Source organism: Marinimicrobium sp., assembly GCF_002695945.1.
Taxonomy (GTDB): domain Bacteria; phylum Pseudomonadota; class Gammaproteobacteria; order Pseudomonadales; family Cellvibrionaceae; genus Marinimicrobium; species Marinimicrobium koreense.
The window spans coordinates 1-24,236 of sequence record NZ_NZQP01000009.1 but is presented as its reverse complement, the minus strand read 5'-3'; the positions used below and the strand labels follow the sequence as shown (position 1 = coordinate 24,236).

Annotated in this window: 20 protein-coding genes and 2 pseudogenes; 3 read left to right on the top strand and 19 right to left on the bottom strand. The window is 59.4% G+C overall.

Annotated elements, in window-relative coordinates:
- Positions 1–31: 31 nt before the first annotated feature.
- Positions 32–1,192: a glutamine-hydrolyzing carbamoyl-phosphate synthase small subunit gene (carA, locus tag CMG77_RS00465; protein WP_123639014.1), complete on the bottom strand. Its 1,161-nt coding sequence runs from the start codon at positions 1,190–1,192 to the stop codon at positions 32–34.
- A 421-nt stretch (positions 1,193–1,613) separates the two neighbouring features.
- On the opposite strand from carA, the gene CMG77_RS00460 reads away from it, so the two are divergent.
- Together CMG77_RS00460 and CMG77_RS00455 are read left to right on the top strand one after the other, a co-directional pair.
- Entirely contained in the window at positions 1,614–2,633 is a 1,020-nt protein-coding gene (locus CMG77_RS00460; RefSeq protein ID WP_286903395.1) for a GGDEF domain-containing protein, read from the top strand.
- A gap of 63 nt (positions 2,634–2,696) precedes the next feature.
- A pseudogene (locus CMG77_RS00455) lies at positions 2,697–3,668 on the top strand (calcium/sodium antiporter).
- Here the strand turns inward: CMG77_RS00455 and CMG77_RS00450 are convergent.
- The 18 genes and pseudogenes from CMG77_RS00450 to CMG77_RS00365 all read right to left on the bottom strand — a co-directional run bounded on the left by CMG77_RS00450 (position 3,647) and on the right by CMG77_RS00365 (position 22,839).
- Positions 3,647–4,072 (bottom strand): annotated as a pseudogene (locus CMG77_RS00450) (MAPEG family protein). The pseudogenes CMG77_RS00455 and CMG77_RS00450 sit on opposite strands and share 22 nt — an antisense overlap.
- A gap of 95 nt (positions 4,073–4,167) precedes the next feature.
- Entirely contained in the window at positions 4,168–4,617 is a 450-nt protein-coding gene (locus CMG77_RS16055; protein WP_502691700.1) for a transglutaminase-like domain-containing protein, read from the bottom strand.
- Positions 4,618–5,017: 400 nt separating this feature from the next.
- Positions 5,018–5,800, bottom strand: coding sequence for an endonuclease/exonuclease/phosphatase family protein (locus tag CMG77_RS00440; protein WP_286903393.1), 783 nt, complete (start codon positions 5,798–5,800; stop codon positions 5,018–5,020).
- Between the two features lie 36 nt (positions 5,801–5,836).
- On the bottom strand, positions 5,837–6,643 hold the full coding sequence (dapB, locus tag CMG77_RS00435; protein WP_286903392.1) for a 4-hydroxy-tetrahydrodipicolinate reductase: 807 nt from the start codon (positions 6,641–6,643) through the stop codon (positions 5,837–5,839).
- A complete protein-coding gene (gene ribA / locus CMG77_RS00430; RefSeq protein WP_286903391.1) occupies positions 6,640–7,278 on the bottom strand; it encodes a GTP cyclohydrolase II in 639 nt (212 codons plus the stop codon). The genes dapB and ribA overlap by 4 nt, the downstream gene beginning before the upstream one ends.
- Before the next feature lie 39 nt (positions 7,279–7,317).
- Positions 7,318–7,803, bottom strand: coding sequence for a phosphatidylglycerophosphatase A family protein (locus CMG77_RS00425; protein WP_286806026.1), 486 nt, complete (start codon positions 7,801–7,803; stop codon positions 7,318–7,320).
- A complete protein-coding gene (thiL, locus tag CMG77_RS00420; RefSeq protein WP_286806027.1) occupies positions 7,803–8,771 on the bottom strand; it encodes a thiamine-phosphate kinase in 969 nt (322 codons plus the stop codon). Before thiL ends, CMG77_RS00425 begins: the two co-directional genes overlap by 1 nt.
- A 155-nt stretch (positions 8,772–8,926) precedes the next feature.
- Positions 8,927–9,373: a transcription antitermination factor NusB gene (gene nusB, locus CMG77_RS00415; RefSeq protein ID WP_024462396.1), complete on the bottom strand. Its 447-nt coding sequence runs from the start codon at positions 9,371–9,373 to the stop codon at positions 8,927–8,929.
- A gap of 2 nt (positions 9,374–9,375) precedes the next feature.
- On the bottom strand, positions 9,376–9,846 hold the full coding sequence (ribH, locus tag CMG77_RS00410; protein WP_024462395.1) for a 6,7-dimethyl-8-ribityllumazine synthase: 471 nt from the start codon (positions 9,844–9,846) through the stop codon (positions 9,376–9,378).
- Positions 9,847–9,895: 49 nt separating this feature from the next.
- Positions 9,896–11,014, bottom strand: coding sequence for a bifunctional 3,4-dihydroxy-2-butanone-4-phosphate synthase/GTP cyclohydrolase II (gene ribBA, locus CMG77_RS00405; protein WP_286806029.1), 1,119 nt, complete (start codon positions 11,012–11,014; stop codon positions 9,896–9,898).
- A gap of 64 nt (positions 11,015–11,078) precedes the next feature.
- Positions 11,079–11,738 carry a riboflavin synthase gene (locus CMG77_RS00400; RefSeq protein WP_286903405.1) on the bottom strand — a complete coding sequence of 220 codons (660 nt, stop codon included), beginning with the start codon at positions 11,736–11,738 and terminating at the stop codon, positions 11,079–11,081.
- A 134-nt stretch (positions 11,739–11,872) separates the two neighbouring features.
- Positions 11,873–12,988 carry a bifunctional diaminohydroxyphosphoribosylaminopyrimidine deaminase/5-amino-6-(5-phosphoribosylamino)uracil reductase RibD gene (gene ribD, locus CMG77_RS00395; protein WP_286903390.1) on the bottom strand — a complete coding sequence of 372 codons (1,116 nt, stop codon included), beginning with the start codon at positions 12,986–12,988 and terminating at the stop codon, positions 11,873–11,875.
- A gap of 4 nt (positions 12,989–12,992) precedes the next feature.
- A complete protein-coding gene (nrdR, locus tag CMG77_RS00390; RefSeq protein WP_286903389.1) occupies positions 12,993–13,493 on the bottom strand; it encodes a transcriptional regulator NrdR in 501 nt (166 codons plus the stop codon).
- Positions 13,494–13,584: 91 nt separating this feature from the next.
- The gene (locus tag CMG77_RS00385; protein ID WP_502691699.1) at positions 13,585–14,280 is read right to left on the bottom strand and encodes a FadR/GntR family transcriptional regulator; all 696 of its coding nucleotides are present in this window, start codon (positions 14,278–14,280) and stop codon (positions 13,585–13,587) included.
- Between the two features lie 545 nt (positions 14,281–14,825).
- The gene (locus CMG77_RS00380; protein ID WP_286903387.1) at positions 14,826–16,691 is read right to left on the bottom strand and encodes a family 43 glycosylhydrolase; all 1,866 of its coding nucleotides are present in this window, start codon (positions 16,689–16,691) and stop codon (positions 14,826–14,828) included.
- Between the two features lie 178 nt (positions 16,692–16,869).
- Positions 16,870–18,807 (bottom strand): glycoside hydrolase family 97 protein, encoded by a 1,938-nt coding sequence (locus tag CMG77_RS00375; protein WP_286806037.1) that lies wholly within the window; start codon positions 18,805–18,807, stop codon positions 16,870–16,872.
- A 9-nt stretch (positions 18,808–18,816) separates the two neighbouring features.
- Positions 18,817–19,875 carry an aldose epimerase family protein gene (locus CMG77_RS00370; RefSeq protein WP_286806039.1) on the bottom strand — a complete coding sequence of 353 codons (1,059 nt, stop codon included), beginning with the start codon at positions 19,873–19,875 and terminating at the stop codon, positions 18,817–18,819.
- 156 nt (positions 19,876–20,031) lie between these two features.
- Complete coding sequence (locus tag CMG77_RS00365; RefSeq protein WP_286806041.1) at positions 20,032–22,839, bottom strand: TonB-dependent receptor; 2,808 nt, start codon at positions 22,837–22,839, stop codon at positions 20,032–20,034.
- Between the two features lie 490 nt (positions 22,840–23,329).
- Between CMG77_RS00365 and CMG77_RS00360 the strand changes: the two genes are divergently transcribed.
- The gene (locus tag CMG77_RS00360) at positions 23,330–23,995 is read left to right on the top strand and encodes an SDR family oxidoreductase (protein WP_286806043.1); all 666 of its coding nucleotides are present in this window, start codon (positions 23,330–23,332) and stop codon (positions 23,993–23,995) included.
- The last annotated feature ends 241 nt before the right edge of the window (positions 23,996–24,236 follow it).

The following is a 24,236-nucleotide window of genomic DNA, read 5'->3' as shown; positions in this document are numbered from 1 at the left end:
TGCGCGGAGGCCGCCCGCAGGCGGCAACCCATCAACGTTTCGCGTCTTTCATCAAATCAATAAAGTGGTCGAACAGGCCGTCGGCGTCGTGCGGACCGGGACTGGCTTCCGGATGCCCCTGAAAGCTGAAGGCGGGCTTGTCCGTGCGGTGAATGCCCTGTAGGGAGCCGTCGAACAGTGACCGGTGAGTGGCCTTCAGATTGTCCGGCAGGCTCGCCTCATCGGCGGCAAAACCGTGGTTCTGGGCAGTGATCATCACCCGTCCGGTCTCCAGGTCCTGCACCGGGTGGTTGCCGCCGTGGTGACCGAACTTCATCTTCAGNGTTTTGGCNCCAGAGGCCAGGGCCAGCAACTGGTGCCCCAGGCAGATACCAAAGACCGGCAGGCCGGTTTCAACAATCTCTTTAATCGCTTCGATGGCGTAGGTGCAGGGCTCCGGGTCGCCGGGGCCGTTGGCCAGGAAGACGCCGTCGGGGTTCATCGCCAGCACCTCGGCGGCGGGTGTTTCAGCCGGCACCACGGTGAGGTCACANCCGCGATCCACCAGCATACGCAGAATATTGCGCTTGACCCCGTAATCATAGGCCACCACTTTATAGGGCCGCTCACCCTCGGGGACCTGATGCCCTTTGCCCAAGGACCAGGTACCCTCGCTCCAGGTATAAGGTTCCTTCACGCTGACCACCTTGGCCAGATCCATACCTTTCAGGCCGGCAAACCCCTTGGCTTCCGCCAGCGCCTTATCCTCGTCGATCTCGCCCGCCATGATGCAGCCGTTCTGGGCGCCCTTGTCGCGCAGCAGCCGGGTCAGGCGACGGGTATCGATATCGGCGATGCCGATGATGTTCTGGGCGTTCAGGTACTCGGGCAAGGACTGCTCGGAGCGGAAGTTGCTGGCCAGGAAGGGGAGATCCCGAATCACCAGGCCGGCGGCCCAGCTTCGATCGCACTCGGCGTCCTCGGCATTGACGCCGGTGTTGCCGATATGGGGGTAGGTCAGCGTCACGATCTGACGGGCGTAGGAGGGATCGGTCAGGATTTCCTGATAGCCGGTCATGGAGGTATTGAACACCACCTCGCCCACCGACAGGCCCTCGGCACCAATGGCGGTACCGCGAAAAATACTGCCGTCTTCAAGTACAAGCACAGCGGGTGTGGATGCCCCAGTAGTCAAGTCAACCTCCTCAAGCATGATGGCGTGCCGTCATGTAACCGGACTTTTCACAGGCTCAGCGAGGCAGCCGCACGACCCGAAGGGTGCGAAGATCAGCGAATGCTAGACGGACTGCGCGCGAGTGAAAGCCCGGTCACGGGGTGCAAAAAAGCGAGATGAAACACCAGCCTCATCTCGCTTCATACAATCCTGCTGACCGGCATTTGGGCCAAGTGTAATTTCGCCGGCAATTTTACGCGAGGCGGCGGGTGCTGTCCAATGGAAATGTCCGATTCGCGCCTACGACCGCCCGTCACCCCGATACAACCTCCCGGCAGCTCTAAGCCACCAAAAGAAGATTAATGTGCCAGAATACTTGTCGGCGTGCACCTTGCTGGGGCACTATGGGCTCATTGTCAGCTCCGAGCCACGACGCACAATTGGCCAATACGAGACCGTCATGCTTTATCGGCTACGCAACGATTTTCATCTCTCGGTCATCACCCTGATGAACGCCTGTGCGATCGTTGGCATCACACCCTTTGCCATCTGGCGGTTTCTGCGCGGAGAGTACTGGATTGGCCTGATCGATCTGGGCATTCTCGGAGCCATTGTCGGCGCCACTCTGTACGCCTGGCGCACGCACAAAACCGCCTGCACCGGGCTNTTTCTCGCCCTGNTCCCCTGCACCGGTGGCGCCATCGCCATATCCCTGACGGCCGGCGAAGTGGGGCTGTTCTGGCTGTACCCGGCATTGATCTGCAGCTTCATGCTCACCCGCCCGTTGATTGCCGCGCTTCTGCCTCTCGGAGCCCTGACATTGCTGATCCTCGAGGGCAGCGCCTTCAGCTCCAGTCAGCAGATGTGGTCCTTTTCGGTCACTTTGGTGGTAGTGTGCGCTTGCACCTATGTTTTTGCCCGTCGAAGCGAGCACCAGCACAACCGCCTGAAGCATCTGGCACTACTCGACCCGCTCACGGGGGCCAGCAACCGCCGTGCCCTGGATGAAGCGCTGGCCCGGGCCGCGTCCGAACACGAGCGCCAAGGCACCGAGTACGGTCTGGTGCTGGCCGATCTGGATCACTTCAAGCGGGTCAACGATACCCACGGTCACCACACCGGAGATCGCATTCTGGTGGATTTCGTCGGCGTCCTGGCCCTCAATACCCGGCGTTCGGACCAGCTGTTCCGCTTTGGTGGCGAAGAGTTTGTGATTCTGATGTCCGGGGCCACACCGAATGGGCTTCAAGCGGCCGTCGAGCATGTCCAGTCGGTGCTGCGCAAAACCCTCACCAGNCCNTCCGGCCCCGTAACCGCCTCGTTTGGCACGGCCATTCTGCAGCGCGGAGAAAGCGTTGACCGTTGGTTTGAACGCGCCGACGAGGCGCTCTATCAGGCCAAAAAACAGGGGCGGGATTGCATTGTGGCAGGCGAGTCAAGTCCCACATCAGAACAAGCCCATACCGAAAATAAAACCTGACTTGACAGGGCAACGGGCAGGCCGGAAGATGCCGCGCTCCGTCTCTANTCCAAAGGAACNANCATGATTCTCGCCCTGACCGCCGTCGTTGTCGGCCTGATTATTCTGGTATGGAGCGCCGACCGGTTTGTGGATGGCGCGGTCTCCACCGCCAGCCACCTGGGAATGCCNCCNNTGNTGATCGGNATGGTNATCATCGGCTTTGGCACCTCNGCNCCGGAAATGGTGGTCTCGGCGTTGGCNGCGAGTCAGGGTAGNCCGGGGCTTGCCCTGGGTAATGCCTACGGCTCCAACATCACCAATATCGCCCTGATTCTAGGCTTGACCGCGGTGATCAGNCCCATCGCNGTTCACTCCCAGATCCTGCGCAAAGAATTGCCCATCCTCACNCTGATTACCGCTTTCAGCGCATGGTTGGTGTGGGATCTNCACATNGGNCGGCTGGANGCCAGCCTTCTACTGNTGGTATTTGCCGCCACCATGGGCTGGAGCATCTGGCAGGGTATGCGCGGCAAAGGNGANATNCTCGGNGGNGAAGTGGANGCNGAGCTNCAGNNTCACCCNATGCCCCTGCCCCGCTCGTTGATGTGGCTGNTTATNGGCCTGGTGTTGCTGGTGGCCAGCTCCCGCTTGCTGGTCTGGGGNGCNGTCGATATTGCCCAGGCANTGGGTGTGAGTGATGTNATNATNGGTTTGACNATNGTGGCCATCGGCACATCGCTGCCCGAGCTGGCCTCATCNCTGGTNGCGGTGCGNAAGGGCGAGCACGACCTGGCGCTGGGCAATGTGATNGGCTCNAACCTGTTCAACACNCTGGCGGTGGTGGGTATNGCNGGAGCCATTCANCCCATGGTGGTNGANCCGGANGTGCTGAGNCGCGATGTNCTNNTCATGTCNNTNCTGACNNTGTCCCTGTTCGTNTTCGGNTATGGCTTCCGCCGTCANGGNCGNATCAANCGGATCGAAGGCGGGNTGCTNTTGCTTTGCTACGTGGGTTATACCGGCTANNTGNTTCAGACCATNTTCGCCANNTGAAGCANCANCCNNACCAGCAGCACCACGTTGGCCAGCAGAGCNATCAGNTAAAANTANCTGCGCGGGCTGGGATTGCGNTCGGTNGCCAGCCCGTAGTAGAGCACCATGTGGGCAATCCGCGCCAANGCGNANACCCACACCGTCACNGCCANCCAGGTTGAGCTCAGACCGACAAACAGNGCCAGAAATACCGTNCCNAAAAACANGGGCAGGTTTTCCAGGGANNTCATGAAGGTNCGGTGGGCACGGAANACAAAAGACTGATGCGAGAGCGACTCATCGATNTTCCCCGGCACCGCGCCGGGCTGTCGTGCCTTGCTGTAGCTCGCCACCAANATCTGNACCAGCAGTGTGATCAACACCACCGCAAGTCCCGCATACGCCAACTGGTAATCTTCACCCATTACGCTATCCTCTGGTTAGTTTGATGGTNAGCNCAACACANTAAGGTAACATTCATGGAAGCTCTGATTCTCGGTATACAGCGGCTTCTCNGCACCTANTCCGGTGGTCCGGGTAGCTGCTCCACGTGNACGTNCATNCGNGTGGGGTANAGCGCCGGGCCGAACTGGCTGAAAATCGCCACATCCGCCGCATCCCGACCATAGGCCACCGTGACCCGACCACCNCGNGGCTCGCTCTGGGTCGGNTCAAAGGTGTACCANCGCCCGCCCACGTAGGCCTCGAACCANGCGTGGAANTCCATGGGNTCGAGTTTATGCAGGTAACCCACCACCATNCGCGCCGGAATGCACAGGCCNCGACACAGGGCNATGCCCAGGTGCGCGAAGTCCCGACACACCCCCTCGCTCATCTGGTTGAAGTCCGCAGCGGAGAGCTGAAAGTGCGGNGCGGCCTCGTTATAAATGAACTGGTCGCGAATCCACTGCTCGATACGNGCCACCTGATCGTACCCNGGAATCGCATCGCCNACGATCTCCCGCCCCATCAGGATGAACTGATCCGATTCGCAGTAGCGACTGGGCAATAANTAGGTCAGCACTTCATTNGGCAGATTCTGCACTTCCACAAAGGGCGCGCCNGGGGCGACATCGATGGTGTCGTCGGCCAGAACGTCCGCCGAGGTACGAATGACAAATTTACCGGGCGGCGANATCAGTCGCTGNCAGAGNTTGCCGTAGGGGTCGGTNTANTCTTCCACNGGCACACTGGGAATCAGCGTGTAGGANTCNCGGGCGACCCACTGGCGTCGGCCGCTGCGCGGGCGCAGCATCAGGATAAACGGNGCGGGCTCACTTTCATCGAACTGGATTTCACAACCGGCTCGCAGCCACATGGGGNAACTCCCTGGTTTGAGGGTTTGGGGTCAACGTGCGGACNTTGCACCCTCAGGGTGTCGTCCGGTAGTGACCATCCTCCCACTCTAACTCAATTTCCGCCAGTAGTGGCTTNTGATCCGACAATCCGGACCAGGGTTTGCGGGGTAACACCACCGGCGCATGCCCTCGCGCGGAGCGCACATAGATTCGGTCCAGGCGCAGCANCGGCCAGGCGGCCGGGAAGGAGCGGGCCGGCCGNCCGTACTCATGGGTGAACACCTCGCGCAGCCCGGCCTGCTCGGCCAGCAGGCGCTGCGCGCGGCCGCGCCAATCGTTGAANTCNCCCGCGACCACCACCGGCTCATCTTCCGGTATGCGGTTGACCAGTTCNCACAGCCGNCGCAACTGNCGCTGGCGATGGTGCTCGCGAAGGTTCAGNTGNACACAGATNGCGTGCAANGGNTTGGGCTCNGAAACCAGATCCAGCGTGCAGTGNAGAATGCCGCGCTGCTCGAACCGGTTCAGNGAAATATCGTGNTTATCCCACTGGGTGATGGGGTANTTGCTGAGCAGNGCATTGCCGTGGTGCCCCTTGGGGTAGACGGCGTTGCGCCCGTAGGCGAAGTCCTGCCAGATGGTATCGGCCAGAAATTCGTACTGCGCCGCGTCGGGCCAGCGATGCCCNAGGCGGCGCGACCAGCCTTCATGGGCCCCGAGAACTTCCTGCAGAAAAACGATATCNGCNCCCACCGAGCGCACGGCCTCGCGCAGNTCCGGCAGAATNAACCGCCGNTTGAACAGGCTGAAGCCCTTGTGGGTGTTCANCGTCAGAATGCGCAGGGTGCAACTCATTGATGGGCCTCGNGCGCCGCGTCCATGANCGTAAGCTTAGTGCAGATCCAGCACGTCCTGCATGTCATACAGNCCGGGCTTTTGCTGCGCCAACCACAGTGCCGCNCGCACGGCGCCCCGGGCAAAGGANTGACGGCTGGAGGCCTTGTGGGTGATTTCCACGCGCTCGCCATCGGCCATGAACATCACGGTATGATCGCCCACCACNTCNCCGCCGCGCACGGTGGCAAAGCCGATNGTATCGCGATCCCGGGCGCCGGTCTGGCCTTCGCGGCCGTACACGGCGGTTTTGNTCAGNTCNCGNCCCAGGGCGTTGGCGACGACTTCGCCCATCCGCAGGGCCGTGCCCGAGGGNGCGTCGACNTTGTGGCGNTGGTGCGCNTCGTAGATTTCCACATCGACATCGTCNCCCATCACNCGGGCGGCCATNTCGAGCANCTTCAGGCACAGGTTGACGCCGGTGCTGTAGTTGGCGGCGATGCACAGCGCCGTGCTTTTGGNCCGCGNTTCCAGTTCGGCTTTCTGCTCNTCGGTAAAACCGGTGGTGCCGATGACCAGACCTTTGCCATGTTCGGCGCAGAGTTTGGCGTTGTTCAAGGTGGCGGCAGGGGCNCTGAAGTCGATCAGAACGTCGAACTGGTCGATCACCGCCGCCAGATCGCCNCTGAGGGCNACGCCCAGNTTGCCGATGCCGGCCANCTCNCCGGCGTCGGCGCCGATCAGGGTGCTTTCGGGGCGCTCGATGGCGGCGCTNAGNTGGGTGTCGTCATTGGCGCTGACGGCTTCGATCAGGGCNTTACCCATGCGGCCAGANGCGCCGCTGATGGCGATTTTGATGGTCATGAATTTTCCTCGGGTGGTGGTTCCTGGGAGGTCCAGCTATCGTNGCCCTCTTCGAACAGATGGCCGAGCTTGCCTCGCTTGGTTTCCAGGTAGCGGGCGTTGTGGGGGTTGCGCCCGGTCTGGTGGGAAATGCGTTCCGCCACGGTGATGCCCATTTCCCGCAGGGCTTTGACCTTGCGCGGGTTGTTGGTCATCAGTTTGAGTGACTTGATGTCCAGGTGCTCCAGCATGGGCTTGAGGATGCTGTAGTCGCGCATATCGGCGCCAAAACCCAGGCGTTCGTTGGCTTCCACGGTATCGGCGCCGCAGTCCTGCAGGTGGTAGGCGCGGATTTTGTTGAGCAGGCCGATGCCGCGGCCTTCCTGGCGCAGGTAGAAAATCACTCCGCGCCCTTCCAGGGCGATTTTGTGCATGGCGGCCTGCAATTGAGGCCCACAGTCGCAACGCATGCTGAACAGCGCATCGCCGGTCAGGCACTCGGAGTGCACCCGGGCGAGTACCGGTTCGCCGTCACCTACATCGCCCATGGTGAGCACCAGGTGCTCCTTGTCCGCTCCATCGTCGGAGAAGCCGTGCATGGTGAACATGCCCCAGGGGGTCGGCAGTTTGGAAGATTCTACGAAGCGTATGGTCACGCAATTGCCTCTTGAGCGGGTGGGCTGACGCCCGCCATTCTATATAAAGTAAGCCACGGTCTGCAGGATGATCCAGGCATACACCGCCGCGAGCACATCATCGATCATGATGCCAAAGCCGCCGTGCACCCGGCGATCCAGCCAGTTGATGGGCCAGGGTTTGATCACATCAAAGATCCGGAACAGGACGAAGCCGAGCAGCATCCACAGCCAGCCGGCCGGCGCCAGGAACATGGTGAGCCAGTAGCCGACCATTTCATCCCAGACAATACCACCGTGGTCGTGCACCCCCAGCGCCTTGGAGCTGCGTTCGCACCAATAAACGCCCATGGCGAAGGTCACGATCAGCCACAGTGAATAGATGGGTACGGACAGGTCCTGAATCAACCAGAAGATGGGAATGGCCGCCACCGTGCCAAAAGTACCGGAGGCCGGACGCAGCAGGCCACTGCCAAAACCAAAGGCAAACAGGTGGTCCGGGTTGCGCAGGACGGTGGCGACGCTGGGGTATTCAGGCTTGGACATCAGAAATGGGTATAGCCGCTTTGTTGTGAATCGTAGGGTTCGCCGTGCAGCGTGCAGTGTACGCCGCTACCGGTTCCAAGGCGACCCACTACGGTGGCCTGAAGGGCACCGGTGCCGATCAGGGCGCCCAGTTCGGGCATCCGGCTCTCCGGTACCGTGAAGCACAGCTCGTAGTCATCGCCGCCGGTCAGCGCCCACTGGCGGGCCTGATCCAGACTGGTGGCATTTTGCAGCGCTGGCGAAAGGGGCAGTTCTTCGATAAAGAGCTCGGCGCTCAGGTCGCTGGCCGCGCAGATATGCCCCAGATCGGCCAGCAGGCCATCGGAGATATCCAGCGCGGCACTGGCGATACCCGCGAGTTGCGCGGCGGCTTCCAGCCGGGGCGTGGGCCGCCAATAGCGCTCCTGTAAGTAAGCGCTGACATCCTCACTGACCGCCTTTTCCAGACGCCCTTGCAGGCTCGCCAAGCCCGCGGCAGAGTCTCCCAGCGTGTGGGTGACCAGCACATAATCCCCGGCACTGGCGCCGTCCCGACGCAGGGCCAGCCCCGGCGCTACCGAGCCCATCACCTGAACGGTAATGGTCAGCGGCCCCTTGGTGGTATCGCCGCCGACCAGAGAAATACCATAAGCCTCGGCCACTTCGAACAGGCCGCGGCTGAAATCCCGCAGCCAGTCATCGGAGGCCTCGGGGAGGGTCAGCGCCAGGGTAAACCAGAGCGGCGTCGCCCCCATGGCGGCCAGGTCGCTGAGGTTGACCCGCAGGGCCCGCTGGGCGATTTCCTCCGCGGGCGCATCGTCCGGAAAGTGAACGCCGCTGACCAGGGTATCGACCGAGACCGCCAGCGCTTCTCCCGCCGGGGGTTGCAGCAAGGCGGCATCGTCGCCCACGCCCAACAGCACCGACGCCGGGGTGGACTCGGCGCTGTGTTGTTGGAAGTAGTGGCGGATCAGTTCGAATTCACCCATGGTTTGAGTCGGTTTGGAGTAAGGTTTAGTGGTGGTGAGTTATGGTGGATGCCCAGTTTGTTCGCTGCGCTCTGCCCCTACGGGAACGAACGTGCCAAGGTCATGGTAGGGTGGATAAGGGGCAAAGCCCCGTCATCCACCGATTCCCACCGCAATCAGGCGCGTTTTTCGATGGCCCGGATATCGTTGGCGGCCTTGTCGAGCACGCCGTTGATGAACTTGTGGCTCTCTGCCGCGCCGAACTTTTTCGCCAGGGATACCGCTTCGTTGATGACCACTTTATAGGGCACATCAATCCGGTATTTGAACTCGTAGCAGGCCAGGCGAAGCAGGGCCTGGGTGACCGGGTCCAGCTCGTCGGAGCTGCGCTCCTGCAGGTGCGGCGTAAATACCGCTTCCACTTCGCCCAGAAACTGCGGCACACCGTGCAGCAGCTCGTGGAAGTAGTCGACATCGACGTTGGTCATGTCGTTATCGGTGCGAAACTCCGCCTCGATGGCATTGAGGTTCGCGCCGGCCATCTGCCACTGATACAGACCCTGCATGGCGTAGTGGCGCGCTTTGCGGCGAGCGGCCGGTGTGGGGGCTTTGCTATCGGCCATGATCAGATTCTTCCCAGCAGTGAAACCATTTCCAGCGCGGTCGTGGCGGCTTCCACGCCCTTGTTGCCCGCTTTGGTACCGGAGCGCTCAATCGCCTGCTCGATGGTGTCGACAGTCAGCACCCCGAAGGTGATCGGCACATTGGCGTTCAGGGATACCTGAGCCAAACCTTTGGTGCATTCACCGGCGACGTAATCGAAGTGCGGCGTACCACCGCGAATGACCGCACCCAGGGCGATGATCGCGTCGAACTCACCCTTGGCGGCAATGCGCTGGGCGGCCAACGGGAACTCAAACGCGCCGGGGGCGTAGTAGATGGTGACCTGATCGTCCTTGATACCGTGGCGACGCAGGGTGTCCAGCGCGCCCTCTTTCAGGCTTTCGACCACAAAACTGTTCCAGCGGCTGACCAACAATGCGTAGCGGCCTTCGCTTGCGGCGAAATCGCCTTCAATAACCTTGATCTGACTCATAGAGGATTCTCTTTCTTCAATCGATTGATCGTGTTCCGGCCCGGCTGCCCTACTGGCTGCCCGGCTCGAGATGTTCAACAATTTCCAGGTCGAACCCGGACAGGGCGGTAAAGCGCATGGGCGCCGACATCAGGCGCATCTTGCGCACCCCCAGATCCCGCAGGATCTGGGAGCCGGTACCCACCTGTTTGTACACCTGATCCGGGCTGCGCACCGGCTGTTTACCGGAGAGCATCCAGTCGATGCTCTCTTCTACCTGGGCGGTGCTTTCGTCGTGACAGATCAGCACCAGCACCCCCTGCCCGGCCTCGCTGATGGTTTTCAGCGCATCGCGGTAATTCCAGGAGTGCTTGCCGGCATCGCCGGGGCGCTTGAGACCAATCAGGTCCTTCGCCACGTCCATGACATGAACCCGCACCAAGGTGGGCTCCGCCGGATCGACATGCCCTTTGAGCATGACAAAATGCAGGTCACCCCGGGCCAGATCGCGATAGGTGCGCAGCTCAAAGGGGCCGTACTCGGTGTCCACCTGGCGACGGTTGATGCACTCGACGGTTTTTTCCTTTACCGAGCGGTAGTGAATCAGGTCCGCTATGGTACCGATTTTCAGGTTGTGTGTCTGGGCAAAGGCTTCCAGGTCCGGGCGGCGGGCCATGGAGCCATCGGCATTCATGATCTCGACAATCACCGCCGCCGGCTCAAATCCCGCCAGGCGGGCCAGATCGCAGCCGGCTTCGGTGTGCCCGGCGCGGCTCATCACGCCACCGGGCTGGGCCATGATCGGAAAGATATGCCCGGGTTGAACAATATCCCGGGGCTTGGCGTCGGCACTGACCGCCACCCGCACGGTGCGCGCCCGGTCCGCCGCCGAAATGCCGGTCGTGACCCCCTCCGCCGCCTCGATGGAGACGGTGAAGTTGGTGGAATAGCGGGCCTGATTATCCGAAACCATCAGGGGCAGGCCCAGTTGCTGGCAGCGCTCCGGAGTCAGGGTCAGGCAGATCAGGCCCCGGGCGTGGGTGGACATGAAGTTGATGTCCTCCGCCCGCACCTGATCGGCCACCATGATCAGGTCGCCTTCATTCTCGCGATCTTCGTCATCCATCAGGATGATCATCTTGCCGTGACGCAGGTCGTCAATCAGTTCTTCCGGCGTGTTCAGTTCCATAATGACCTTCGTTAAAAGAGGTGCCTTCAATCAGTAGCCGGGCCAATGGCCCGGCGTCTGCCATTCAACGGCCGGTGAAGCCGTGCTCGGCGAGAAAATCCAGGGTGACACCGCCGCTCGTGTCGGCGGCCTTCTCTCCCAATAATAGCCGTTCCAGGTAGCGTGCCAGCACATCCACCTCCAGGTTGACCCGGGTGCCGGGCTGGTAGCTGTCCATGATGGTCCACTTTAGGGTGTGCGGGACAATATTCAACTCGAACTCCGCCCCCTCGACCTTGTTCACCGTGAGACTGGTGCCGTCCACAGTGATTGAGCCCTTATGGGCAATGTATTTGGCCAGGTTGTCCGGCGCCTTGATGCGAAAGCGCTCGGAGCGGGCATCCCCGTGGCGTTCGACCACCTCCCCGACNCCATCGACGTGGCCGCTGACGATGTGCCCACCCAGGCGCGTGGTGGGNGTCAGGGCCTTCTCCAGATTCACCGGTTGGCCGGTGGCCCACTGNCCNATGGTGGTNTANGCCAGGGTTTCCCCGGACACATCGGCCCAGTAGCCGNTGCCCGGCAGGTCCACCACGGTCAGGCAGACGCCGTTGGTGGCNATGGAGTCNCCNANNTGGACGTCCGCCANAGGCAGATCGCCGGTTTCGATCANCAGGCGCAGATCGCCGCCNTTGGGTTCGAGGCGGGCGACGCGGCCTTTGGCTTCGATAATTCCCGTAAANATAGTTTGCTTCTCAATACGTAGGTCGGATTAGCGCATAGCGCGTAATCCGACAAAGGTGCGTCAGAGCGTCAATAGTCGGATTACGCACTGCGTGCTAATCCGACCTACGCAAACNCTGGACTGNGCTCTGCCTATCAACCCTCCGGATCCGGGCTGGCGGTAATGCGCCAATCGTGGCCCACGGCCCGGATGTCGTGAATTTTCAGCGGCAACTGGGCCGCCATGGAATCCANTGGCAACTGGAACAAGGGTCGGGCGTTGCTGCCGAGCAGCTTGGGTGCCATATAGACNATCATCTCATCGAGCAGCCCCTGCCCCAGAAACGCACCCGCCANNGTCGCCCCGGACTCCACCAATACTTCGTTGTACTCCCGCCGGGCCAGCTCGCGCAGGAGCGCGGTCAGGTCAATGCGTCCGTCACGGCCCGCCAGCNCGAGGGTTTCCACCTGCGCCGGCCANCCGGTATCGGCGNCNNCACCACCNTGAACCAGCAGTACCGGCCCCGGATGCTGNAGCAGCGGGGCATCGGGGGTCATNCGGCCCCGGGAGTCGAGGACCACCCGCAGCGGTTGGCGNTCGGCAATNGCCGCCGCGTCATCCAGNTTCAATTCGTCCGCACGCACGGTCAGNGCGGCCTGNTCNATCAGCACGGTATCGATNCCNCTGATGATCNCGCAACTGCGGGCGCGCAGGCGCTGCACGTCTTCCCGGGCCCGGCGGCCGGTCACCCACTTGCTTTCGCCACTGGCCATGGCGGTGCGACCATCCAGGCTCATGGCCAATTTNCANCGCACCCAGGGCAGACCGCGCTCCATGCGCTTGATNAAGCCCGGATTCAGCGCCCGGANCTCCTCTTCCAGNAGCGGACCNTCCACCTCNACACCGGCGGCNCGCANCCGCTCCAGNCCCTCTCCGGCGACNTTCGGGTTGGGGTCCTCCATCCCGAAAACCACCCGGGTNATACCCGCATCGATCAGCGCCTGACTGCAGGGGCCGGTGCGACCGGTNTGNTTGCANGGCTCCAGGGTGACATAAGCCGTTGCCCCCTGCGCCCGTGCACCGGCGTCCGCCAGNGCATTGACTTCGGCGTGGGCCTCGCCCGCCCGCNGGTGCCAACCCTCGGCGATTGGTTCACCCTTGAGGGCGATNACNCAGCCCACCCGNGGATTGGGCGTGGTGGTGTACAGGCCGCGCTCAGCCAAACGCAGNGCGCGCGCCATCATCTGGCTGTCGAGGTCCGATAGGGGCATGCGGTTAAACTTTGTCTTGAGGTTCGTGNGCCTTTGGCTCCTGGAACTCAGGCTCGTGACGCTCCAGGCGATCGATCTCCTCGCGGAANTCGTTGAGGTCCTTGAAGCGACGGTATACGGAGGCGAAGCGCACATAGGCCACTTCGTCGAGCTTACGCAGCTCTTCCATGACTTTTTCCCCCACCTTCAGCGAGGGAACTTCGCGCTCGCCGGTGGCCTGGAGAAAGTGCTTGATCTGGTTGATGGCCGACTCGATCGATTCGATGCTCACCGGGCGCTTCTCCAGTGCCCGCAGCAGGCCGGCCCGAAGTTTGGCTTCATCAAAAGGCTCACGGGTACCGTCCTGCTTGATGATGCGGGGCATCACCAGCTCGGCCACCTCGTAGGTAGTAAACCGCTCATTGCAGGACAGGCATTGCCGGCGCCGACGAACCTGATCGCCTTCGGCCACCAGGCGGGAATCGACAACTTTGGTATCTTCAGCGCCGCAGAANGGACAGTGCATGGCACGGGGCCTCGTGGATTCTCAAACTGCGCGCATCTTAGCACAGTTTGCCACTAACGCCCCAGAATTGGTCGTGTNGGAGCGGCCTNGCTCAGCGCGGCTCGGGGATGGTTTCGCCGGCCTCGGCCAGCTNTTCCTCAATNAAGGTCAGCGCCTCGTCAATCAGCAGCAGCATGGCCGCCTTGGCCCGCTCCGGNTTGCGNTTGCGGATNGCGTTATAGACCTTNGCNTGNTCNTCGATGATCGCGTCCTGGTCGCCCTTGATCACGTTGGTGTGGCGAATACTGACGTTCAGNGCGGTCTGAATGAANTCNCGCAGGCGAATNTAGAAGCGGTTCTTGCTNGCNAACAGNATACTGACNTGNAAATTGATGTCCGCCTGNAGCCCCTCTTCCGGCTTGGTCTTGGCATCNCGCATCCCTTCGAGCGCCTCGCCGATCGCATCNATGGCCGCATCGTCGGCAAACCGGGCCGCCAGCGACGCCGCTTCCGGCTCGATGGCAATGCGCATCTGCAGAAACTCACGCAGCACCCGCAGCGANGGGTTACCTTCCANAGACCAGCGCAGCAGGTCCGAATCAAAGATGTTCCACTCCTGCTCGGGCAGAATCCGNATGCCCTGTCGGGGGCGGCTGGAGATCAACCCCTTGGCCGAGAGCATTTTGACCGCCTCGCGCACCGCCGTGCGGCTCACGCCAAACTGTTCACACAGCTCCGCNTCGGTCGGCAGGCTTTCATCCTTGGGGTAAACACCGCACACGATAGCCTTGCCCAGCTCCTGCGTCATNCGCTGGGAAAGGTTGAAGTTGCGTTCAAATACGGCCATAGCAGGGATCCATTGTTATTAAGGTTTGACGTTAAGCCTGCAAAGGTAGCGTGTTAGTCAACAAAGTTCAATAAAGNGATTATCAGATAATACNACATTATGNANGATTTTNCTTCCATAAAAAAAGCCTCTGGACCTTTCGGTACAGAGGCGAGGGAGACCTCGATATCAACCAACATCGAGTGAGAGACACGAAACCACTGAACTGCCTGTCAACTTCAGCGATTNCCAAGCCTTAAGGAGAATCCAAATGAACCCCGGTAATGTCGTTGGAGGAGAGATTACCGTCNCTCCGGNAAACGGGCCCAATTTCCCGCTCGCCTTTGGATAGTTGGTATTATAGTANAATATNAAAGAAGTGCAACCCCTTNGTAGGTCGGATTAGGCCAAAGGCCGTAATCCGACAATGAGCTGCAAACCTTGAGAGTCTGTCGNATTACGGCCTTTGGCCTAATCCGACCTACGGGAGGGNTTGGCACCGCTGNGCGGTGCCGTCAGTGNATCANTTAATTCGCNGCNCGCAGATGGAANCGCTGGCAGCGGTTTTCCAGGTCGGGGCCGAGNGCCAGATTGGTNCCATCGGCCAGNCCGCAGTTGGCCACATCCACNACCTCAGTGGTATAGCGGTTCACCAGGCTGACTGCNCCNCCCTCGAGGAACTTGATGCCCCACTGGCTGGTTTTGGAGCCGCACTCATCCACTTCCAGATTGGCACCGGGAACGACCGCTTCGTCAGTCACCGCCAGACACTGATCATCGGCACTGCTCGGGCTNAGCTCAAAGTAACCNGAATCGGTGGGCTTGAACCGCCACTTCTGGTGGTCNCCATAGGTCCAGGCGTGCTGCTCGACGTTNGCATCATCGCCGGCGACGCTGACCACNCGACCGCTCTGCTCACTGATGATGGCCACNTCATTCATNGGTTGCAGGCGCCACTGCTTGCATACGCTGTCTTCACTCTGCTGCAGAACCGACTGNTTTTCNTTGGCCGAACAACCGGCGACCGCCAGCGGCTTGCCAGTNGCCCGGTTGGTGATCACGCTGTGGCCACCATCACCCGNCTCNAGGCTCCANTCCTGNCAGGCGTTGTTGCGCCAGGCGGCCTGCTGTACCCGAGCNTTGTCGCCGGTGCTGCAGTTTTCCACTTCCANAAACTTGCTGTCGTGGTTGTTGGCGATACGGAAATAACCATCGGTGACCGGGTCAATGACNCACTGACCGTTGTTGGGGTTACAGGCCGCCTGGCGGGTGCGGTTGTCTTCCGGTGCGGTGGCGATATCCAGGCANAGGTCGGTGGTGGCATTCACGATCTGGAAGTGCTGCCCCTGAATACGGGTTACCAGCGGACCATTTTCACCCGAGGGGCGCTGTACCGGCTGACCTTCGGGAATGGGCTCTCCAAAATTCGGGGTGCCATCCTCGTTCCAGGTGAACTTCTGGGCGCGCAGGGAGCGAGTGGAGCTGCAACCGTGCTCAACGGAGGAATTACCGTGATACACCAGCCAGTCTTCGGTGCCGTCCGGCGAGGGGAAGAAGCCGTTGTGACCGGGGCCGTAGACGCCATTGCCGCGCTGGAACACNGGCTCCGGATACTGCTTCCAGTGATCCGCGTTGAGGGGGTTATCGCCCACCAACTCGAGCATACCCAGCTTGTAGTCCGGGGTATTGCAGTAGCTGGCAGAATAGATCATGAAGGTACGGCCATTGCGCTGAAGAATCTGCGCCGCCTCGGTCACCTTACGGCCGCTGATTTCCCAGTCCAGCTCGGGGCGGGTAATAACGGTCTTGGGGGANCCTTCCTTCAGGGTCCANGGGTTTTCCATNTCGGTGATCAGGTTCAACTGTTCGTCACCGTGCCACTGGGAGTACAGCAGGTACAGTTTGCCGTCTTGCTTGAGGTAGGTACCATCGATGTTCCACTGGTCAGGCATGATCGGCGCCTTGTACTCGTAGGGGCCCATGGGGTCGTCTCCCACACTCTCAAGCACGTTCAGGTGCTGGTGATCCAGAGTGCCGTCCTGACCAGCGGTGTACATGACGTACCAGCGATAGCCGTTGGGGCCCTTCAGACGGTGAAACTCAAACGCCCAGAAGTTGGCGTTGCGTTTCGGGTCGGTATCGGACCAGATGTTGACCGGGGTTGCATCCGCCAGGCCCGCCAGGGTCGGAGACTTGCGCATCACCAGCTCAGCGGTCCAGGTGGTGGTGGTCAGGTAGTAGTTACCGTCCCAGTATTCCAGCCAGGGGTCCGCGCCATTGGGGAACAGCGGGTTGGTAAAGGTCCCATCGCGCTCGGCGGTGGAGGATGAATTGGAGTCGCCCTGAGTGGCGCAGCCGGCCAGGGTGGCCAGTGCCAGAGCGATCAGAGCCATCGATCGGCTCCAACCAGTAATAACGTGTTTCATTGTGCACCTCTTATTTGACGGACCGGTATTAGTGACGGGGTACACTAGCGCCGGCTCTCTCCTGCCAACCCGGCCCGGCAGTGCCGGGCGGGATGAAGCACACAGTTTATACTATAATAATTTATACTACCAATAGCGGAAAAACCTACTCGAAAACCGCCACGAACCCACCGGCGGGTGCCAGGGTCAGCTCAAGCGGGCCGGCTTCCACGGCGCGTTGCTCAAAGGATCGGGGCTCGTTCCCGTCCGTGATCAGGGTGCCTTCCGCACCGCCAATAAAGGACAGGTCCAATTCCAGAGACTTCGGCTCGCTATCGCCGTTGAGACCGGCAATATACCAGCGCTCGCCAGAGCGCCGGGCAAAAACCGCATGCTTACCCGGATAGCCCGTCAGCAGGCGGGACTCGTCCCACACTACGGGAAGATCACGCAAAAACGCCCTGACATACTCGGGCACCTTCGCCATGCCGTCCGGCGTCTCCACGATGTGCGTCTGCCCGGACACGAAGACCACCGGCATCGCCAATTGCATGCCGTTTCGGCTCTTGCGGGTCACCTTTGGATTGTGCAGATGATTGAAGGCCGTGGGCGTATAGTCCATGGGGTCAAACACGTTGCGGGCAAAGGGCAGCATGGCCGCGTGGCTGGGTTCTTTATCGGCGGTTTCCTGAAAGAACGTCACCATCTCCATGCCGTGTACCGACTCCATGGTCATCATGTTCGGGAAAGTCCGCTGAATGCCGCGCGGCAGGGTGGAGCCGTGATGGTTGACCATCAGCTCGAAGTCGGCGGCATCCTTCAGCATGTCCCGATAGTAGGCCATGGCGGACTGTCCGTCGCCGGGGAAGAAGTCCACTTTGACACCACGCACACCCATTGCCTGCAGACGGGCGAACTCCGCGCGCCGGGATTCCCGGGTCAACAGCTTGTCTCGCGGGGTATAGGGCGCGGTATTCCAGTCTCCAGCGGAGTTGTACCAGAGAATCAACCCCACCTCTTTGGACGCGGCATAGTCCACCAGCTCCTGCATGCGCTCGTAGCCGATGTTCTGGTCCCAGTTCACATCCACGAGGGTGTATTCCCAGTCCATGTCAGCCGCGTAGTCGATGTACCACTTCTGAATGTCGTAGGTGATCGATTCATCCTTGAGCAGCCCCCAGCTCCAACTGGCCATCCCCGGCTCAACAAAGTCGGCGTCTGCAATCACCGAGGGTTCCGCCAGATCGGTGCCCATGGTGGAGGCGGTAATATCGGCCAGGCTACCGACCGTAATGGTGCGCCAGGGCGAGTGAAAGGCGCCGGTGTCATGGGCGAGTCGCTCGCCCCCGCTGAACACCTCCCCTTCCATCGGCAGGCCAATTCGGTATTCCCCTTCCGGTGACTCTGGCTGAAGGCGGGAGGCGTGAAAATTGCCCTGCATCCCGACTTCACTCAGCAACACCCAGTCGCCATTGCTGTGAAACAGGGCGGGGAAAACCCAGCCGGCTTCCGTGGGAGACTCGGTGCCTACCGGTATTTCCATTTCGTAATGTTCTTCGTACGCCGGGTTGGTGCCTTCGAAGCCGGTGTTGACCACCTGCATGCGCTGCATCCAGGCTTTGGCCGACGCAGGAAAATCGAACGAGGTGATTTCCCGCTCAAAACGCTTGGCGCCCTCACCGGGAAATTCGTAGCGAAAGGCCACGCCGTCATCGGAGGCGCGCAGACGAATCACCAGGGGCTCACCCTCGGCGTTGGCAAAACGCAGCGTCTGCTCGTTGGCCTGATAGTGAATGTCGAGCTGTTTGCCCTGGTGCATTTCATAGTGGTCTTCCACCAGTGCCGGCTCGGATGCGCTCGTCAGAGACAGACCTTGTTCAAAAGCGGCATTCTGTAAACGGATGCCCAGGTCCGACGGCTCGAGCACGGCTCGCTCGTCGTGAAAGACCTGGTATTCCGCCGCACCCTGGGCGTTCAGCGAAACACTGACCCGGACGCTGCCATCCGGACTGTTCAATGCAACGTCAGAGTTCTGTGGCAGTGCAACACAACCAGCAACCAACAATCCCCCAAACACACCGGATAACTGTATAAGGTTTTTCATTCTCAAGCCTCACGAGGAAACAGAAAAACGGAAGCTCATCCGGGTGTGGTAGGTGTCTCCCGGACGCACAATCGTGGACGGGAAACGGTCCTGATTGGGCGAATCAGGAAAATGCTGCGGTTCGACGCAGAAGGCGCCGTGACGGATCTGTTTTTGACCCTTCCCTTCCACCGAACCGTCAAGAAAATTGCCGGTGTACAGCTGGAAACACGGCTCTTCCGTCCAGACCTCCAACACACGCCCGGAAACCGGCTCTTCGGCCCGCGCGGCAAGCACCTCACCCTGCCCACCCTGACGGTCGACGACAAAATTATGATCATAGCCACCGTTGGCGCGCTTTAGCTGAATGTCATCCGCGTCAATTTCCGCCCCAATGGTTTTGGGCTTACGGAAGTCGAAGGCCGTACCGGCCACCTCAACCAGAGGCCCTTCCGGTATCAATTTGTCACTGACCGGGGTGTACTTTGACGCGTTCAGGGTAAGCTGATGGTCGCGCACGGTGCCCTTACCCGCCAGATTGAAATAGCTGTGCTGAGTCAGGTTGACCGGGGTCGCCTTGTCCGTGGTAGCACGGTAGTCGGTAATCAATTGATTGTCATCGGTCAGCCAATACTCCACGGTGACGGACAAGTTGCCCGGATACCCCTGATCGCCATCGGGACTGACCAGGCTCAGGCGGACGCCGGCACCACGGTCATCCTCAAACGGTTCGGCATCCCAGAGTTTTTTGTCAAAACCCTCAACCCCGCCATGCAGATGGTTCTCACCATCGTTCTGATCCAGGCGATACTCAACGCCGTCCAGCTCAAACTGGCCGCCCGCGATACGGTTGCCAAAGCGGCCAATCAGCGCCCCGAAATACGGGGAATCCGTCAGATAAGGGGCAAGTTCATCAAACCCCACAACCACGTCGGCAACATTGCCGTTCCGGTCCGGCGCGAACAGGTGGGTAATGATGCCGCCGTAGTTGATCAGGCGGACTTCCATCCCCTTGCTATTGCGCAAAATGAATTGAGTGACCTCACGGCCATCGGGAAGACTTTCGAACGGGGCGGATTGAACGGGCATAGATCAGATTCCTCTGAATGGGTAAAAGTCGGCGGTCAAAGGTGAATGGTATAACAGCAGGCGGCCGGGAGGCCAGACACAAAAAAAAGGCCAACCCCGGAGGGTTGGCCAAGTTCGGTTTGAACGGTACGCAACCTTGATGGTTGCTCGCGCTCCTTAGAAGGAGTAGCGAGCGCCCAGGGCAAAGGTGCGGCTGATCTGCCAGTTACCGAAGGTATGCAGATCACTGTTGCCGTAACGGCTCTGGTAAACCTCATCAGTCAGGTTGGTTGCATCAAAAGTCAGCACCAACTCATCGGTTGCGTTGTAGCTGAACTGGAAGTCCAGAGAGCTCTGCGGGTCGCGGTACACGCCCAGCGGGTTGGCGAACAAAGCGGCCTCATTGTTGTTGAGGAAGTCTTCACGCCATACATAAGCCAGACGGGCGTCAAAAGTATCGCGCTCGTAAGCCACCGCTACGCTGTAGGAGGTGTCAGACACACCAAACATCGGACCCACTTCGTAGCTGGTCACTTCACCTTCGCTGTTAGTAACCGGGTTAACCTGCTCCGAATCCAGGAAGGTGAAACTGGACTGGACACCCAGACCGTCCCAGTAGCCTTCGAGGTTCTCGGGGAAGTAGTTGAACCCGATTTCCACACCTGACAGCTCACCATCTGAAGCATTATCCGGCTGAGACAGAATGAAAGTATCTGTTTCATAACCTTCAATCTGGCGGTTCACTCGGTTACGGAAACCAACAACCAGGCCTTCGATGTCGCGCTGGAACAGAGTTACGTAGGCATTGCTGGCATCACCGAAGTACCACTCCAGAGACAAGTCGTAGTTCTGGGAAGTGGTCGGCTGCAAGTCGGCGTTGCCGCCAGTCGCAGTACCATAACCAATGTTGGTGATATCGTCGAAGTAGTTGATGGTCGGATTCAGGTCCCCAAATCCGGGCATACGCAGCGTTTCACCGTAGTTAAAGCGCGCGATCAGCTCATCAGTAAGGTTGTAGCGCAGAGACAAGAAGCTCAGAAGCTCCTGGTTGTCTGTGCTGCCCTCGGTTTCAGAGAAGTCCACCTGATCGGTAAAGACGGTATCGGTGGTCACATCAACGTAGCGGAGGCCAACCTGACCATCGAGACGCTTACCAGCGATTTCGGTCTCAAACTCCGCATCGACGTACAGTGCGGTGTTGGTCTCCTCGATGGCAAACTCTTCCAGCAGCGGATCATTGGCATCCAGACCGTAGAGACCAGTGAAGTAATCACGGTTTGCCTTAAGGTAAGGGCCATCAACCACCGCCCAAGTGCGAGGCACGTCCAGCGCATCCATAAAGCCACTGTTGATGTACGCAATGCCATCATCTTCATAAGTAGAGAACTGGCAGTTAGCCGCATCGCCAGTGGTGTTTACGACATCACAAGGTGCAGCGTCCTGAGTACGTGCGTACTCGGTGGCATCGCGCACGTCGTGACGGATACCAAAATCGATCTTCTTGAAGAACGCGCCGTCAGTGAAGTACTCGGCATCGGCGGTAAAGGTAACTGCAGAACCCTCGTTGCGCTCTCCACTATCGTACATTTCCGCCATGGCGAACTGGGAAATGTCGCTTTGATCGCCTTCATCAACATCCGGAGTGGCCGGGTTGTCCCGGAACTCAATGCTCGGGTTATTGCTGAAGTTGGCGTAGGTTTCATAGCGAACATTGGTGCTGCGCATCGCAATGAAGCTGGACTCAAACTCACTGTCCTGGTACACCAGTTCAGACTTCAGGTTGAGCTTATCGGTCAGCTCCCAGTCACCGCCCAGAGCGTAAACATAAGAGTCGGTTTTTCCGGTTGAGTAGTCACCGCTACCAAAGGTGAAACCATCACGAATGGTACGCTCTTTGATGACGTTGGTTCCTTCATACAGCTCAAAGGTATCAGTCACGTCATCGCTCAACCCACCAAGGCTGCCCCACCAATCTACAAAGGCAAAGTTTAATGAGTTGAAACCTTCGTTACGGTAACCATTGTAGAACGCTTCAAAGGTGTACTCGCTACGGTCATTCGGCGCGAACTGAAAAGACACATTGGCAGCGGGGCGTTCACGCTCGCCGGTGAAGTCCGACATGAACATCGCGTCACGGGAAATGTAGTATTCTGCAGGATCACCGTTTATATCCAATGTTGACCCCTGCGCGGTCGGCAAGCCATTCTCTAAACCAGCGGTCCAAATTGGATTTTCCTGCACGCCAGGACGAGTCGGAAAAATACGCTGTAGATCTACATAACGCTGATCTACAACATTACCGTTCGCATCAAGGATGTTTGGGTCATCTGGAAGATCTCGACCTTGGGCAATAAATGGTATTTGAGCCCCCGGCGTAGTGGACTGGTCACGATATTTGGTTTCACTATAGGACACGTTAACAAGTGCACCAAACTCCCCCGCTGCGGTATCCCACCGATCGCTGAAAAGCGCACTGATGGTCGGGTTCACTTCTTCAGCTTCTTCCAAGTAAATGCCACGAGCAGAAACCGATACGCGAGAGCCGTCGAAATCAAACGGACGGAAGGTGTGCACGTCAATCTGGCCGGCAATACCGTTTTCGTAGGTTTCCGCTGAGCGGTTCTTGACCACATCAACTCGTGAAACCAGAGTAGAGGGGATATCCGCCAGCGCAACAGCACGGCCAGAAGCTGTGAAGATGGTACGACCGTTTACCGTGGTGCTCACATCAGTAAGACCGCGGATACTGACCACGTTGGTTTCACCACCGGCACGATCCGTAACCTGAACACCAGCTACACGCTGGAGAGACTCAACCACGTTGTTATCCGGCAGCTTACCGATATCTTCTGCCACGATGGAGTCCATGACATCCATGGATTCGCGTTTGATATCAATGGCTTTGTTCAAGCTTGCACGAATACCGGTAACAACGACTTCTTCTAGCAGAGGCTCGTCTTGGGTGTCTTGGGCTTGAGCCAGCATGGGCAGGCCAGCCAGGGCGATGGACGCAGCGATACTGCGGCTTAGTAGGGAACGCTTAAACATAATTGCAACTCTCCTGCGGGTTTCATAGTCGCACCTGAGAACTGCCGATATGGTCCGGCTCGCTCCCAAGTACTGGTTATTTTTAATAACGGAGCAAAACAATACTATCGTATGACAATAAGCCTAGCAACCCTTTTATCATACATTTATCGCTCTATTTTGGGGCATTTAAGGCAAATACTTTTGATATACCACAGATAATTTATCCTCGGACCCCATATAACGCATATTTCATCATAATATATATGATAATTAAGGTGGGGTTCAGGTCATGTCCGCTCAAACATATCCCTCCAGGTCGCCATTTTGGCATCCAGCCTTCCTATATATATGTTAAATAGAACCATCAACCTCCCTCCTCGGGGTTGAAACCCGGTATTTACCCCCCATCCCTTCATTTCCCACTCAAAAAACGGAGGTTCTCCCAATGAGCAAGACTGTGGTAATCACCGGCGCCAACCGCGGTATTGGCCTGTCCTTTGTGAAACGGTTTATTGCCCGGGGGGACAAGGTGTACGCCGCCTGTCGCCAGGCTTCGGATGCCCTGGCCAACAGCGGGGCCACTATTATTGATGGGGTGGATGTGGCCGACCCCAAAGGCGTCGAGACGCTGGTCGCGGCCCTTGAAGGGGTATCGATCGACCTTTTGATCAACAACGCCGGTATCCTGCGGGACGAACAGTTGGGGCGTTTGAACGTCGACAGTATCCGGGACCAGTTCGAAACCAATGCGCTGGCACCGCTTTTGGTGACCAATGCCCTGCACAAGCAGTTGGCCAAGGGCGGCAAGGTCGCATTGATCACCAGCCGGATGGGGTCCATCGCGGACAATACCAGCGGCGGTCGCTACGGTTACCGGATGTCCAAGGCGGCGTTAAACGCGGCGGGCAAGTCGCTGGCGGAAGATCTGAAGAAACAGGAGGTGGCGGTAGCCATCTTGCACCCCGGTCTGGTGGGCACCGAAATGATTGGTGGTCACGGGGATATCACGCCGGATGAGGCTGCCCAGCGGTTGGTGCAGCGGATTGATGAGCTGAGTCTGGAAAATACCGGGACCTTTTGGCATTCGAATGGGCAGGTGTTGCCTTGGTAGGTTCGCTCCGGTTTAAGTCGGTGGATGACGGGGCTTCGCCCCTTATCCACCCTACGGGAGCCAATGTGTGAACGATGGATGCATGGGTTGGGTAACGGCGGATGCGGCCGTTGGCCTCCGATGCGTCGGACCGATCCGCCCTGCGCAGCTTGGGAGATTCGGGGCGTGGTAACGGCGGATGCGCGCTTCGCTCTTATCCGCCCTACGCATACACTGGGAAGCCGCATCCGCCGTTACCGAA

What these genes read in the sequence shown, in the direction of transcription:
- thiL (WP_286806027.1), bottom strand. Translation starts at nt 8,771, where the DNA reads ATGGGTGAATTCGAACTGATCCGCCACTACTTCCAACAACACAGCGCC.
- CMG77_RS00360 (WP_286806043.1), top strand. Translation starts at nt 23,330, where the DNA reads ATGAGCAAGACTGTGGTAATCACCGGCGCCAACCGCGGTATTGGCCTG.
- nusB (WP_024462396.1), bottom strand. Translation starts at nt 9,373, where the DNA reads ATGGCCGATAGCAAAGCCCCCACACCGGCCGCTCGCCGCAAAGCGCGC.
- CMG77_RS00370 (WP_286806039.1), bottom strand. Translation starts at nt 19,875, where the DNA reads ATGCCCGTTCAATCCGCCCCGTTCGAAAGTCTTCCCGATGGCCGTGAG.
- CMG77_RS00365 (WP_286806041.1), bottom strand. Translation starts at nt 22,839, where the DNA reads ATGCTGGCTCAAGCCCAAGACACCCAAGACGAGCCTCTGCTAGAAGAA.
- ribBA (WP_286806029.1), bottom strand. Translation starts at nt 11,014, where the DNA reads ATGGAACTGAACACGCCGGAAGAACTGATTGACGACCTGCGTCACGGC.
- ribH (WP_024462395.1), bottom strand. Translation starts at nt 9,846, where the DNA reads ATGAGTCAGATCAAGGTTATTGAAGGCGATTTCGCCGCAAGCGAAGGC.
- CMG77_RS00425 (WP_286806026.1), bottom strand. Translation starts at nt 7,803, where the DNA reads ATGTCCAAGCCTGAATACCCCAGCGTCGCCACCGTCCTGCGCAACCCG.
- CMG77_RS00375 (WP_286806037.1), bottom strand. Translation starts at nt 18,807, where the DNA reads ATGAAAAACCTTATACAGTTATCCGGTGTGTTTGGGGGATTGTTGGTT.